The sequence below is a fragment of the Pseudolysobacter antarcticus genome (assembly GCF_004168365.1).
Taxonomy (GTDB): Bacteria; Pseudomonadota; Gammaproteobacteria; order Xanthomonadales; family Rhodanobacteraceae; genus Pseudolysobacter; species Pseudolysobacter antarcticus.
This window is the reverse complement of sequence record NZ_CP035704.1, coordinates 596,048-610,159: the sequence shown is the minus strand read 5'-3', so window position 1 is coordinate 610,159 and position 14,112 is coordinate 596,048. Positions and strand designations below refer to the sequence as shown.

The following is a 14,112-nucleotide window of genomic DNA, read 5'->3' as shown; positions in this document are numbered from 1 at the left end:
AACTCAGTGCATCGTCGCGCCAGCACCAGGCGGCGCGCACAATTCGGTGTGCAGCAACAATACGCCGACTCTGATGAATTCGATAACTTCGTACAGCGCGGTTTCGTCTTCCTCGGCATCCTTGAATTCGAAATGCGTCGCGGCAATCGCGGCAAAGTCCTTGAGGATTTCACTGCCATCATCGGATAGCGAACTCGACGAATCGACCCCGGCCAGCCCGATGCCGCCGAGAAAACCGCGACACCATTCGACCAGTGCCTCGGCCCGCGCGGCGAGGGTTTCATCGACATCCGGTAGCAGCGGCTCGAAGCTCAGTTCGACATCATCGAGCTGATCGCGACACTCGGCATACAGTCGATCGATCATCGGATGCGCTTTCCCCGCGATGCTTTCGATCGGCTCGATCGCGAGCGCGCCGAGCCAGTTGTGCGCATCGGCATGACCGCCGCCACATAAAAAACCGCACAGCGAACCATGCAGATCACTGGCGGTGAGACCGAAATGCAGCATGGTCAATTCGGTATCGAGGTCGGTATGGGAAATACTGGATGGCGGGCTCATGGTCATAGGCAAAATCAGGTTCAGCCTTATTCTACCAGCTCATCCCGAGCGCTAGCAGCGCCGCCGGGCGTGATCTCGGACAGTATCCTCTCGACCGATTTCGCACTCGCGCCGCGTTCTCGCTGCGATGCGCGTTGACCGGACCCGACAACCCTGCTTATAGTCCACGTCATGACCGACACGATCACGACGCTCCCGGAACTGCGCGACATCAGCACGCAGCTTGATCGTCTGATCGAGATGTGTCGCCGCCTCGGCGAAGAGAACCGCAGCCTGCGTCACAGCCAGGAACAACTGGTGGCCGAACGCGCCGGTCTGCTCGCGAAAAACGAGAGTGCGCGCTCGCGCGTCGAGGCGATGATCGTGCGGTTGAAATCGCTGGAGAGCAACGCATGAGCGCGGCCGAACCAGTCACGGTACATATCCTCGATCGTGAGTATCTGATCGCCTGCACGCCGGATGAGCGTGACGGCCTGCTCGCTGCGGCAAGTTATCTGGATGGCAAGATGCGCGAGGTTCGCGCCGCGGCGCGTGCACCCGGCGCCGAGCGTATCGCGGTGCTGGCGGCGCTGAATATCGCGCATGAACTGGTCACGCTGAAGCAACACAATCAGAGTGAAGCCAGCACGATCTCGCAGCACATGCAAGCGCTGAAAATAAAGCTTGATAGCGCGCTCGCAGGCTCCATAAAATAGCACTGGTGTCCCCTGCTGTTCACGACCGCGCATTCTTACATATGCCTTGGTCCTATTTAACGACCCGGGTTAGCAGCGTCGAAAGCTGTGTGCATGTCCGCCTCGTGCGGAAAGCCTAAGGCCTCGCCAGCTATCCCACCTGATCCTCTGGATCAAGGTCGTTCGATGCGCATCGTCATGGTGGAGGGCGCCGCTTGTATGGCTGTGATCAGCGCACCCATACAAGCGGCGCTCTTGATACCTGCGTCGATTTTCATGCCGCTGCGGCCCGTGCCGCGTATTCTGGAATCCGATCAAGCCGGTCTGCCGGTCGCGTAGAATTCGTATCCATCCTTCTCTGCGCGAATCGATCTTGAACGCACCCGGCAACCGTCAAAACCAGCGTACGGAACTGCGCGAGCGCCGCGCTGGCCTCGCGCCCGGCGCGCGCATTGCCGCCGCCGAAGGTATGGCGCGCTCGCTCGAACAATTGCCGCAATTTCTCGACAGCGCGTTTATCGCGGGCTATTGGGCGAGCGCTGGTGAATTGTCGCTGCATGCCGCCGTATCGCGCCTGCTACGGCGCGGACAAACGTATTGCCTGCCGATGATCCAGCCGCAACGCGATTTGAGTTTTGCGGCGTGGCGTCCGGGTGCGGCGCTGGTCACCAATCGCTACGGCATTCCGGAGCCCGATGTCGCGTTCGCCGACAGCATTGCGCCGGCCGCGCTGGATCTGGTTTTGCTGCCACTGCTCGGATTTAACCGCGGCGGTTATCGGCTCGGTTTCGGCGGTGGATTTTATGATCGCAGTTTTGCGTTCCTGCGGGATCGCGCACGGCCAAGCAAGCCATTGCTGGTCGGGATCGGCTACAGTTTGCAGGAACTGCCGGAACTGACCGGCGAGACGTGGGACGTGCGCATGGACTTTGTCGCGACCGAGCGCGAGTTGATTGCATGCACTCGCTAAACGAGGGAAACACGATGGCCTATTGGCTCATGAAATCCGAACCCGAAGAATTTTCCATCGACATGCTCAAGCAACGTAAACGCGAGCCATGGAACGGTGTGCGCAATTATCAGGCGCGCAACTTCATGCGCGACGGCATGCGCAAAGGCGATGGTGTGCTGTTTTATCACTCGAATTGCGCCGAGCCCGGCGTGGTCGGCATCGCCGAGATTCTGTGCGCGGCGTACACCGACCCGACCCAGTTCGATCCCAAGAGCGACTATTTCGACGCCGGCAGCAAATACGATGAACCGCGCTGGCTGATGGTCGATGTCGGCTACAAACGCAAACTGAAACGTACGATCAGCTTGAACGAATTGAAAGAGCGCCCCGAACTCGGCGACTTCGCCCTGACCCGTCGCGGCAACCGGCTTTCGGTACTGCCAGTCACAGCGGAACAATGGCAGTTCATTCTCGCACTGGAATGATCGATTTATAAATAGCCGTATAAACGTCCGAACGATAATCACCAAGATTATCGCCAGATCAACTAATAAAGCCGAAACCCCATGAATCGCGACGAACAAAAACGCATGGCCGCCGAGCAAGCCATCCGCTACATCGAAGATGGCACCGTCGTTGGTGTCGGCACCGGCTCGACCGTGGCTTTTTTCATCGAGGAACTCGGGCGCAGGGCTGATCGTATCGAAGCAGCGGTATCGAGTTCGGAACAGAGCACGGCGCTGCTGAAGAAGCTCGGCATTCGCGTGATTGATCTCAATAGCGCGGGCGAAATTCCGGTGTATGTCGATGGCGCTGACGAATGCGATCCGCAGCGCTGCCTGATCAAGGGTGGCGGCGCGGCACTCACGCGCGAAAAAATCATCGCCGCGGCATCGCGCAAGTTCGTCTGCATGATCGACAGCATCAAGCGCGTCGACGTGCTCGGCAAGTTTCCGCTGCCGGTCGAAGTGATCCCGATGGCGCGCAGTTATGTTGCGCGTGAAATCGTCAAACGCGGCGGCACGCCGGTCTGGCGCGATGGTGTGACTACCGACAACGGCAACTGGATTCTCGATGTACATAATTTGCGCATCACCGATCCGGTCGCGCTCGAAGCCGACTACAACCAGATCACCGGCGTGGTGTGCGTCGGCCTGTTCGCGAATCGGCGCGCGGATGTAGTGATTGTGGGCGCCGAAACGCTCAAATAATTCCGGCTCAGCGCGCGAACAAGTCGCCTTGCGGCTGCAGTTTGCGCGGCGGCTGAAACAGACTCGTATTCAACGGATTTTCCGACCGCAAACCCAGCCCGAGTTGGCGCTGCATACGCGCGAAACGCGCCTTGAGCAGGTCGGCGAATACGCCCTCGCCTTTCATGCGCGTGCCGAAGCGCGCATCGTAATCGCGACCGCCGCGCATCTGCTGGATCAGGCTCATCACATGTTCGGCGCGATCCGGGAAATGCACACGCAACCAGTCGCGAAAAATATCCTTCACTTCATGCGGCAGACGGATCAGTACGTAACCCGCACTCTGCGCGCCAGCCGCGTGCGAACGCTGCAGGATTTCTTCAAGAAACCGATCCGTAATCATCGGAATCACGGGCGCCACCAGCACGCTGACCGAAACACCTGCGGCACTGAGCGCGCGCACGGTTTCGATGCGCCGATGCGGCGCCGACGCGCGCGGTTCGAGCTTGCTCGACAGGCGATTATCCAGCGTCGTGATCGACACCATCACGCGCACCAGATTGTCGCGCGCCAGATCGACGAGCAGATCTAGGTCGCGTTCGATCAACGCATTCTTGGTGATGATCGCGACCGGATGGCGGGTGCGCGCCAGCACTTCCAGCACCTGACGCGTGATCGCATAACGCCGCTCGATCGGCTGATATGGATCGGTATTCGTGCCCAGCGTAATCGTGACACAGCGATAAGACGGTTTCGCCAGCTCGGCTTCGAGCACTGCCGCGGCATTGGTCTTGGCGAAGAGTTTGGTCTCGAAATCCAGACCCGGCGAAAGATTGAGATACGCATGCGTGGGCCGGGCGAAACAATACGAACATCCATGTTCGCAGCCGCGATACGGATTCAACGATGCATCGATCGGCACATCCGGCGAGGAATTGTGGCTGATGATCGAACGCGCGCGCTCCTCGGTGATATGCGTACGCGTGATCTGCGGCGTTTCTTCCAGATCACCGATCCAGCCATCGTCCTGCGCCTCGGTATGCGTGGATTCAAACCGCGCATTCGGCTGGATCGCGGTGCCGCGACCTTTGATAAAATCTTGCTGAGACATGACGATGTGTTGCTGATTCGGTGGTTGGCTGACGCCGGGCAATCATCCTACGTCGAACCGATCTCAGCGCGCGAGATACTGCCAGCCGTGCCTCGCTAAGGCGCTTCAAAACCGTTGCCGAAGATCTTGTCGAGATATTCGAACGCGCCGCTATCGCAATGGGCATCGCGCAATAATCCGCGCTGATCAGTGAGGCCGCAAGCAGCGCCGATATCGATGGCGCTGCTGCCTGGAAGCAAAGCGTGCGTCATGCTGGGGCCGCCATTGTTGCGCAGTGCGGCATCGAATCCGGTCAATGGTGCGGTGCCGGTACACGAACCGTCGGAACCGAAATTGAGTCCGCCGTCGATCGTTGGCGCATTGCCCTGGCAATTGTCGGCGCCGTTGATCAGCGTCGCCTTCAACGTGAGTTGCGCGTCGTTTTGATTGAGGAAATTCTGGCCGGAAAACGTCGCCGTGTTGCCGCTCACCGTGCAGTGATCGAGCGTGGCGATAGCCGCAGGTTTGGTCGAAAACGACGCGCTATTATTGAGCCCGCCGCCGAACGCCGAGCTGTTGCCGGAGATCGTAGTATTGGTCAACATCGCGGTGCCGCTGTAGTTGAAAATCGCGCCAGCGTTGCCCGATGAGCTGTTACCGACAAACAGCGAACCCGTCACGTTTAATATGTTTTCGTTGATTATACCGCCGCAATTCTGGCCATGATTATTGGCGATGGTGGTGTTGTGCAGGGTGAGGTTTCCGGCGTTTTCTATCGCACCCGTGTTCGTGCCGGAACCGCCGCTGAGCGTGACCGTATCCAATGCCAGAACGCCGGAGCTGGACACGGTGATCAGCATGAAATTGGCAGCCGTGGCGGCGCGCGAAATCGTATGGCCGTTGCCGTGGATCGTGATCAACGTGGTGATCGGCGGCAGCCCGGTCGGCTCGAAACCGGTCGTGCCGCTGGCTAGCGAAAGCACGACGTCAGTCGTCAACACGATATCGTCGTTACCCGCGCCCGCCGCACAATTGCCGACCGCAATATCGGTCTCGGCCGCGTTAATCGCATCCACCAGCGTGCACGCGCCACCCACTGTTATCGTTGCCGCGTGGCCGGCTGATGTGAGCAGTAAAACCAGCAAAGGCAAAAATATGATCGATGGCTTCGGTAAACGAAACCTAGAAGAAAGTAGAGACATGGTGTGCCGCCTGCAAAGTCGATAGCACCGCTTGTGCTACCAAGAAGAACGGAATGCGGCGGCGGAAACTATCACGCGATATTTAGTGCAGAAATTTCTGGCGAAATTCGAGGTAAGCAGCCAACACGCTGGCGGGCGCTTCCACTTGCGGATAATGACCGATGCCGGGCAATTCCGTTACATCGGGATCGGCGATCAACTCGCGATAACGTTGCACCATATGCGCGCCGGAGATCGGATCATGCGTGCCATCGATCAGCTTCAACGGCACGCCGGCCTGCTGCAGTGCGCCGACCCAGCGCGCGCGCCGCAACCGGCGCTCCGGCATGTAGCGAATGAGCAGCGGCAGGATCTTCAAGCCATCGTGCAAAGTCATGAGCTGCCAGAAGGCATCGATCAGCATCGGGCTGGGCTGGGTCTGCGGTCCGAAGATTCGGGCCATACTGCGCGCCAAGGTGCGCTTGCTGGTTAACCTCGCGATGAGTGGGCCGAGCGCCGAAAGCAACAGCTTCTGCACCAGCACCGGGCGATGCGTTTCAGGAAACAAACCGCCGTTGAGAAAACACACACTGGCGAGCTGCGGACGCTGGCCCGGCTCAAGACTGCGCGCGAGCAATTCCTGCGCAACGGTATCACCATAATCGTGCGCGAGAATGTGATACGCGCTCACATCGCAATGGCGCAGCAGCGCTTCGTGGATATCCGCCTGATCGAGGATCGAATATTCGTAATCGCGCGGCTTGTCGGAAAATCCGAAGCCGATCATGTCAAGCGTTACTACCCGATAGCGCTGCGCCAGCTCGGGCCATAATGCTTCCCAATCCCACGATGACGTGGGAAATCCGTGGATCAGCAAAAGCACCGGCGCGTCAGGCGCGCCACTCGCACGCCAGAAGATGCGGTGGCCGCGATGCTCGAAAAAATTGCCGGCGCTGAGCCAAGCGTTTGTACTTATGGGATTCATGGATGCCGAGTTTAGTCCCGCCGCATCCTGCTGCGCAGTATTACGCGCGATTGTGTTTCGCAAAATCGAAATGCACAGCGCGCGTTTGCCGTTACGCCGATCCCGATGGATCGGCGCTGCAGACAATCGACCGCGGCAAAACTCAATCGAACTCGGCGCGCAGGATCAGATCGCAACTATTGTAGGCACCGGCCGGGCCCCACCACGGATTCGGATTGCCTTGGATCGTGCTCGGCCAGTAGTCATCGATGCCGGGCTGTGCAGTCAGGTTCATCGGGTTCGGGCAAACCTCGCTGATCATCTGCTGTTGTTGCGCCGGCATCGCCTTGATCGGTCCGGTGATGCGGTTGTAGCTGACTTTGAAATACTGCAGGTTGCCGAGGCCATCGAGGGTGGGAAACGGCCCACCAAGCTGGTTGCGACTGACGTCGATCGCTATCAGTTGCGACAACCCGCTACTGCACGGCGCAGCCACGCCTAGGCACTCAATCGGACCACTGAGCTGGTTGTAGCTCAGGTTCAAATCATTCATCGCCGGCATGTTGTGGATGTCCGGCATCGGCCCGGTCAGCTGGTTGTTGTTGACGTAGAAGCGGCTCAGATATTGCAGACTGACGATCGGCGGGATGGTGCCAGTGAGATAGTTGCCGCCGGCCTCAAAACGCATCAAAAAAGTGATCTGCGCCAACGCCGGAAGACTGCCGGTGAGGTAGTTATTCCTGAACGAGACAAGGCTAAGCTGGGTATTGTTGGTGAGGTCGGGAATCGTGCCCGTCAACTGGTTGCTGCTGACGTCGATGGTCTGCAGGTTGGTCAGCGTGCTCAGATCCGGGATCGAGCCGGTGAGATGGTTGCTGCCGATACGCAAGGTCTGCAGTTGCGTCAGCGCCGCCAGTGATGGAATGCTGCCAGTTAGATAAGCCGGAAACTGTCCGAACACATCGCTGTCGCCGATGATGCTGAAATCGAGCAGGTTCGGCAGCACACTCAGGTCGGGAATCGTGCCGGAAATGAAGTCGTTGTTCAACGAGATGTAGAGCAATTGCGGCAGGTTCGCCCAAACCGTGGCGTCGGGCAGCGTGCCGTGGACATTGTTGTTGGGAATGACGATGCCGACGATATGGTGATTGCCAGCATCGCACTGCACGCCGAACCACGCGCCTTCACACGGATCATCGGGCGGCGTGTTGGTACTCCAGCCGTGATGGTTGTTCCATACCGAGGAACCGGTGGTGGTATAGGCATTCAGACTGGTGCCGATGGTCTCCAGCGCGTAAATTTCGCTGTCCGGCGGACGCGCCTGCGCCAGCGACATGCTAGTGAAGATTGAGACCAGCAATGCCAAGGCCGCGAAAATCCTGACCGCGCCGGTGCCGACAATACGGCGAATGCCGTGATCGCAATCGACTTGAATCTGATGAGTGACGTTTTGCATGGTTCGTTCCTTTTCGGCTGGATGTGGCCGAAAAGGTAATCAAAACGTACTTGAGAAGCTTGAGCGAAACTTTAGCGGTTCGTTAGCGTGACGCTGGAAGTGGCTCGCAGATCAGAGCGAGGCTTGATCAGGTGCTCGACAAGTTCAAGGGCAGTGTCCAGCCATCGTTGGCAGGCTGAGCGCAAAGCTAAGCGCGTGTTGATGCCAATCCAAATCTCCCCGCAGGATTGCTTATACGCGTTTTGAATTGACTCTCAGCCATTCGGCGAATGCTGCCTCGGACAATTCGCCAGCAGCCAGTGCGAAGGTTTGTAACGCCGAATCCACCTCGCTCGCTCGAAACTGATAACCATTGAGTTCGAGAAAAACGACGCCCGCGATGAAACCCGTGCGTTTGTTGCCGTCGATGAAAGGATGATTCTTGACGATGCCGTAGGCATAACTCGCCGCCAGATCAAACAGGCTGGGCTTGCCGTACGCGAAAAGATTCAGCGGTTTGCCCAGTGCGGAATCCAGCATCGCTACATCACGCACGCCATCCCCACCGCCGAAGTGAGCCAATGACTGCTCGTGCGCGGCGAACACTACTTCGCGCAGCAGCCACAACGGCTGCCTCATTTCGCCAGTTCGCGCAAGGTGTGGCGATAGCGTTTCATGACGTCCTGCACCACGTCCATCTGGCGTGTGACCTCGGTTCTGGACAGACTCACACGCAGGCTGTCATCCGGCCCTTCCGTCACGCTCAGCGAATCGCCCTCCGCAACCTTGAGATGGGCGAGCACTTCCTTCGGCAGAATCACACCTACCGAATTGCCGACTTTGCGAAGTTTGAGTTCGTATACCATCCGTGCAGTGTAGCCACACAGGTTATAACGTCAAGATGGTGCGTTCGGCCGCTTTGATTTGTGTACTGCAGGAGCACACCTGCCATTTCGAAAAAGCGCGGCAATCAGAATCGTAGATGAAATTTATTACCCGGGAAATGTATTTTTTAGCCGAGACAGCATTTCATAAAATCAGTTTTTTAATAGCCACAATACCCTCCCGTAAAGCATTTGCATGTGCCGCTATAAATGGTGGAGGAAGCGCATTGCCGATCATAAGAGCAATCGCCTCCTTCCCATGAGAAATATCAAACCGATAGTCTTTTGGAAAGCCTTGAAGCAAGGCCGCCTCTCTCAAAGTAATATTCCGATTGCGTGACGGATGCAGGAATCTTCCTTTCGATGGATTATGGCAACCGCTCGTAATAGTTGGCGATACGCTATCCCAGCTCATTCGACCATAGACGTCGCTGAAGCCGTCAGTTCGCTTATGGCACTCGAGTTGGTTCGCTGGACCAAGATCTGCGCGGCTCCCGCCATCTTTAGGAATTAACGAAATCAGATTTCGAATTTCTGGTGTCCGCTTTTCGGGAAGGCTATGAAGCTTGTCTTTTGTTTTTGAAGGAGCATCTAGACTAAATATCGCGTCGCGAACCGTCACGCGCCTAATTGATCTAACGGCAACAGTCGGTTCATGAATTCTTGACGCAAGTAGGATGAGTCGCTTTCGCCGCTGAGGAACTTCGTAGTCCGCCGCATCCAATACATGCACAATCAGTTTGTAGCCCAAGGCACGGAGTTGACCGCACATGCGTATAAACCGACCGTCTTTCGCCAATGCAGGAACATTTTCCAACATGACAGTCTTAGGTAACATCACTGTTACGAAACGCACGAAATCTGCAACCAAATTGTTACGGGGATCCTTGACCGAAGTTTTCTGATTTCTCGTCCTGAGGCGTGAGAAACCTTGGCATGGAGGACACCCAGCCAGAAGATCAAGCTCCCCTGGCAGCAGCCCCACATTGCGCAATAGTTCTGTAGCATCAATTTTGCGGATATCCTGATCGTACAGCCTTACAGTTGGGTGATTTAGAGCATATGTGTATTGCGCTTTGGCATCTATTTCGACGGCGGCGATCACACGGAATCCCGCATCTTTCAACCCGCAGCTCAGACCACCGCAGCCACTGAATAAATCGACAGCAGTGAGGGTTCGTTCCGGGATGCTGCTCATTTTCTCTCTCAATGGTTGTAGCAAGGAAGCCGCAAATAACCGACATAATCTAGACATTAATGACCAATCACAGCATCAGACGTGAAGCCAATCCTTCAGTTGGTTGCGAATCTTCGTTATGTCGGAATTTTCATTTGCGATCTTCGCAATTTTAACTTTAGCAATAGCCAATAATTCCAGCGAGCTCAATGTCACGTCCGTGCCATCTGCCATTGCAGACTTGAAGTCAGCCTTTGTTTTTTTGGCGGTAGCGTTTTCATACGAAGTATTAGGATGCATCGCCTCAAGCACAATCTGCTCAGGCAATTTTTTGGGTAAAAAGTCTACGTGTTCGCGCAACCAGCGTAGATAGTCCAACTGCGCCTTAATTTTTGCGTCGGTGTGTCCAACGTTATCATTACCACCCGGAATGGGAAGCATAGGATCGCAGCCAATCTCCGTTTTAAGTATGTCGCCCAATAACGCAAAATTGGCTTTGGGAATCTGATCCGGATCGCTGAATTTTTCTTTTCGTCGCTTATCGCCATCCAGCAACACGAATACTTCGTGGCCTAAAACCATTTCGGTGGGGCCGTGGTACTTCAGTATAGATTCTGCGCCCCCGGGAAAGACGACGACCTCTAAAGTCTCCGAATCCCCCTGATCGAGGCCATTTGCGGCGTGTCGCACCAACATTTGTGCGAGTGAGTCCTCGACTAGGATACGTAGTTTGTTTTCGGGTGGTTTCCCGAGTCGCTTCAGCGCCGCCGAGGCGGAACTACGAGGCAAAATACGTGATTGCATATTGCCATTGTCCTCAAAAACCTTAATCGCTTCGTGAGGCAGACCAAAAAGGAACTCACTCGAGTGCGTGGACAGTATAATCTGGTGTTTCTTCAACTTGATCTGTTCGAGCAAGAAACGGAGGAGTGCTCGTTGTGCCCCCGGATGAAGCGAGGTCTCGGGCTCATCAAGGAGTATGAGTGAATACTCCGGAGCCTCGAGCACCTGGATCACCGCACTAACTGCAGCGATTTCGCCACTGCCTGCGAATGCCTCTGAATATTCCGTGGTCCGACGGAAGATGACGCTGAGATCTTGGCCACGATTACCAGGATAGAGAGAGTGCCGGACTATTCGAGCCGAGTCATAGTCGCGTCCTAGAATTCGGGACACATGCAACAACTCGTGGTCCGACAACATCCTATTTTCATATACGCGCTCTATCCCGCCAAGTTTGAAAGACTGTTTATTTGTAGAAACAATCGTTTTCAACCTCCGAGCTTCACGCAGCATCACATCGCGCTTGTCGCCAGCTGACTGCCCATTGTCGAAATAGAAATAACGATCGAACGAGCCGAACGTAGTTTTCAAATTGATGTACACCGGCAATCTCGTCACTGGATTCCAGCGATCTTGCGCTTTCCCTTCAAATTCACCATCTGGCAAAGGCAACATTCCGTCGCGCTTACTCAAACGGTAAGGCTCCCAGTAATCTCGCCCGTGACTTTTCCCGAGGCGTGCCTTGCGTGTCTCGACAATGCCATTGAACGATTCGTTCCAATGGCCATAGAAGTAGCGTTGGGGACTTTTCTGATTTTCCTCAATTGGATCAAGGTCCGTAGAAAACCAAAATCGAGAAGTCGAGTAGCCTTTCGGCATTCCCCAAAGCGCGTGTAAGAGAGAGCTCTTTCCAATCCCGTTCGCTCCGACCAGCGCAGTTAGCGGGAACTCAAAATCAACACGCGTTCCCGGCTCGAGGCTCTTGAACTTCGGAAAGGTCGCATGTGTAATGTAATGCTTTAAAGCCCCACCGGGCCTCATGCTCTGCAGAACCTTCACGAGTGCTTTGATGGCATCACCGTCCGACATCTTAAATCTCTCCGAGGATCAAAACGTAAACGGCTTATCCGAGACTAGGGCGATCGCATAGTGTTTTTAGATTATAAATGCTAGAGCATAACGGCCAGCCGGGAATCGCATCTGCGGCCACCAAGCGGCGTGACTATTTGCATGACGTCTCGTGCGAAACACGAACATGGTTACATATCGATCCGAGACTTTCTTACCTTCGCCGCCCGTTATAATTCCTTGTGTATCGCGGCGATAGCCGTGAAAGTCGCGGTCTCGATCCACATAGATGTATCCCATAGTTTGATTTCTTAACTTCGCGCACTGATCCACGGACTCTGCGATGGCAAGGCAATCCCATCACGTCCCCACATTTTGACATCTGCCATCGTAGGTTCAAGAGGGGCTTGGATGGCGTCAATAGACATTTCCATTTGCGATTTATCGGCAACGCTAGCTAACAGCTTGTCGGGCGTCAATCATAATGCCGCAGCTCATTAGGCCGTGCAATGAGTTATTTTGAGCCTAAACTAATTCACCATTGCGCCTGTGCGTAGAATAATTCATGCGCTGAAAGCACTGACTATTGGGAAGTTGGCTTGAAAGCCATAGTCTTCAAGCATTAGGCTAGGATATACGTCGTCCATCCACGCACTCCGCCCTGCGGGCCAGCTTCACTTCGTTGCGCTGTTCAAAACTGGCTGTCCTGCCAGTTTTGTCGAACCTGAGGTTCTAATCCCAGCGCCCAGAATCAAAATAAAAAAGGCACCACGAGGGGCCTGTTTTATTTTGGCTGGGGGACTAGGATATACGTCGTGCATCCATGCACTCCGCCCTTCGGGCCAGCTTCGCTGTTCAAAATCGGCTGTCCTGCCGATTTTGTCGCACCTGAGGTTCTAATCCCAGGCCCAGACCTAAAATAAAAAAGGCCCCACGAGGGGGCCTGTTTTATTTTGGCTGGGGGACTAGGACTGCACGTCATGTCCTACATCCCGCATCCCATAAGCCTTTGTGGCGCCTGACATCCCGGCAAAAGTGTCCAAGGGAGGTGTCCAAGCGTTGGGGACGTTATCACAGGGAGGGGCAAACTTGGAGATCCACCCCGGATCCATCACGAACCCGCTTGATCGGTCTCACTGTCCAACGATGGCCGTCCACCGCCTGTCAGCGTCCATGCCTGCCCATCGCTAAAAGTTTCTATGCCCGAACCAAACAATGCAGAGTTGCTTGCAGCGGCGGGGATTGAGCTGGAGGATGTGGCGGAGTGGCGAGAGAGCTGAGGCGGGATTGGGGAGGCTGCCCAGCCCGCGTTTATCCGATCACGCCGCTGGATGTTGCCGTCCAAAGATGGGCGTTCACTCCCGCAGGAGTCAGCACCCAGAGTTGCCCGCGTTTGCCTCAGCGCATTAACTAGACGCGGGGATCTTTGTAGTCGTCGAGGTCCGCAAGCTCTGCGGCAGTCACTGTGCCCGGGTTGCGCCGCAAAAGTTGCCCGGCCCGCGCTACGAAATCTCGATCGCGCAGACAGTCATAGACCATGTGCTTTTGATCCGGATTCACGGCGAACTTCGGCTTGCCGTTGCTGGTTTTTTTGATTAGATACTCGTTTAATACCAGCGTGTTGAGCACCTCGGGAACGCGCGACACAAGATGGGGGCCGATGCCGCGCCCTTTGGGCACGTTATCGCGCCACATGTAACCCTTGGCGTCGCCGCCCCAAAAATGGTCGCGCTCTAGTTTTCGGACAATCAACAGGCCCACGACCAGATCAATCGGCAGAAGTGGCTCGCCAGCATCCTGCCCGCGCTTGAGTTCTGCTAGTAGTTGCGCGAGGGTGGGCTCATCGCAGGCCTCGCCGACAAGCACCTGCGTCCGGCCGTGAAGGCGCGTGCGGATGTCGGCCAGCACATCTGATTTGATCGGTTTGAGCAGAAGGACTGGACCGGGACGGGCGAGGACATTTGAGCAAAAGTCCCTGGCGTCCAGAGAGCCTTGATGATCATAGGGATGGCGCACATCCTGCCACTCGCCGCAGAGCGCTTTGAAACCGCCTCGATTGACATAACCCGTGATACAGGCTTCTAGCCCTGGGAAAGTGCGTTCAGTCGGATGGCCAATGTGAAGACATATCGTCATACCCCTGCTCCCTGCAG

At 56.0% G+C, this 14,112-nt stretch carries 15 protein-coding genes and 1 other RNA gene; 6 read left to right on the top strand and 10 right to left on the bottom strand.

Features of this window, described 5'->3' with window-relative positions:
* Positions 1-3 precede the first annotated feature (3 nt).
* Positions 4-561 (bottom strand): UPF0149 family protein, encoded by a 558-nt coding sequence (locus ELE36_RS02715; protein ID WP_165371444.1) that lies wholly within the window; start codon positions 559-561, stop codon positions 4-6.
* Positions 562-732: 171 nt separating this feature from the next.
* Here ELE36_RS02715 and ELE36_RS02710 point away from each other — a divergent pair, with 171 nt between their 5' ends.
* The 6 genes from ELE36_RS02710 to rpiA all read left to right on the top strand — a co-directional run bounded on the left by ELE36_RS02710 (position 733) and on the right by rpiA (position 3,398).
* Complete coding sequence (locus ELE36_RS02710) at positions 733-957, top strand: TIGR02449 family protein (protein ID WP_129831628.1); 225 nt, start codon at positions 733-735, stop codon at positions 955-957.
* Positions 954-1,256, top strand: a complete 303-nt coding sequence (locus tag ELE36_RS02705; RefSeq protein WP_129831627.1) for a cell division protein ZapA — start codon at positions 954-956, stop codon at positions 1,254-1,256. Before ELE36_RS02710 ends, ELE36_RS02705 begins: the two co-directional genes overlap by 4 nt.
* A gap of 6 nt (positions 1,257-1,262) precedes the next feature.
* Positions 1,263-1,447, top strand: a non-coding RNA gene (gene ssrS, locus ELE36_RS02700) — 6S RNA.
* 161 nt (positions 1,448-1,608) lie between these two features.
* Positions 1,609-2,205, top strand: coding sequence for a 5-formyltetrahydrofolate cyclo-ligase (locus ELE36_RS02695; RefSeq protein WP_129831626.1), 597 nt, complete (start codon positions 1,609-1,611; stop codon positions 2,203-2,205).
* A gap of 14 nt (positions 2,206-2,219) precedes the next feature.
* A complete protein-coding gene (locus ELE36_RS02690) occupies positions 2,220-2,672 on the top strand; it encodes an EVE domain-containing protein (RefSeq protein ID WP_129831625.1) in 453 nt (150 codons plus the stop codon).
* An 81-nt stretch (positions 2,673-2,753) separates the two neighbouring features.
* Positions 2,754-3,398 (top strand): ribose-5-phosphate isomerase RpiA, encoded by a 645-nt coding sequence (gene rpiA / locus ELE36_RS02685; RefSeq protein ID WP_129831624.1) that lies wholly within the window; start codon positions 2,754-2,756, stop codon positions 3,396-3,398.
* Between the two features lie 7 nt (positions 3,399-3,405).
* Here the strand turns inward: rpiA and ELE36_RS02680 are convergent, their stop codons facing one another.
* The 9 genes from ELE36_RS02680 to ELE36_RS02640 all read right to left on the bottom strand — a co-directional run bounded on the left by ELE36_RS02680 (position 3,406) and on the right by ELE36_RS02640 (position 14,095).
* Positions 3,406-4,488 (bottom strand): PA0069 family radical SAM protein, encoded by a 1,083-nt coding sequence (locus ELE36_RS02680; RefSeq protein WP_129831623.1) that lies wholly within the window; start codon positions 4,486-4,488, stop codon positions 3,406-3,408.
* A 95-nt stretch (positions 4,489-4,583) separates the two neighbouring features.
* Positions 4,584-5,669, bottom strand: a complete 1,086-nt coding sequence (locus ELE36_RS02675) for a choice-of-anchor Q domain-containing protein (RefSeq protein ID WP_129831622.1) — start codon at positions 5,667-5,669, stop codon at positions 4,584-4,586.
* Positions 5,670-5,751: 82 nt separating this feature from the next.
* A complete protein-coding gene (locus tag ELE36_RS02670; RefSeq protein ID WP_129831621.1) occupies positions 5,752-6,633 on the bottom strand; it encodes an alpha/beta fold hydrolase in 882 nt (293 codons plus the stop codon).
* 142 nt (positions 6,634-6,775) lie between these two features.
* Entirely contained in the window at positions 6,776-8,068 is a 1,293-nt protein-coding gene (locus tag ELE36_RS02665; protein WP_129831620.1) for a leucine-rich repeat domain-containing protein, read from the bottom strand.
* Positions 8,069-8,299: 231 nt separating this feature from the next.
* Positions 8,300-8,686: a type II toxin-antitoxin system death-on-curing family toxin gene (locus ELE36_RS02660; RefSeq protein WP_129831619.1), complete on the bottom strand. Its 387-nt coding sequence runs from the start codon at positions 8,684-8,686 to the stop codon at positions 8,300-8,302.
* A complete protein-coding gene (locus ELE36_RS02655) occupies positions 8,683-8,913 on the bottom strand; it encodes an AbrB/MazE/SpoVT family DNA-binding domain-containing protein (RefSeq protein ID WP_129831618.1) in 231 nt (76 codons plus the stop codon). Before ELE36_RS02655 ends, ELE36_RS02660 begins: the two co-directional genes overlap by 4 nt.
* Positions 8,914-9,076: 163 nt before the next feature.
* The gene (locus ELE36_RS02650) at positions 9,077-10,129 is read right to left on the bottom strand and encodes a DNA cytosine methyltransferase (RefSeq protein ID WP_129831617.1); all 1,053 of its coding nucleotides are present in this window, start codon (positions 10,127-10,129) and stop codon (positions 9,077-9,079) included.
* Between the two features lie 75 nt (positions 10,130-10,204).
* Positions 10,205-11,980, bottom strand: coding sequence for an ATP-dependent nuclease (locus ELE36_RS02645; RefSeq protein WP_129831616.1), 1,776 nt, complete (start codon positions 11,978-11,980; stop codon positions 10,205-10,207).
* 1,389 nt (positions 11,981-13,369) lie between these two features.
* A complete protein-coding gene (locus tag ELE36_RS02640; RefSeq protein WP_129831615.1) occupies positions 13,370-14,095 on the bottom strand; it encodes a hypothetical protein in 726 nt (241 codons plus the stop codon).
* Positions 14,096-14,112: the final 17 nt, after the last annotated feature.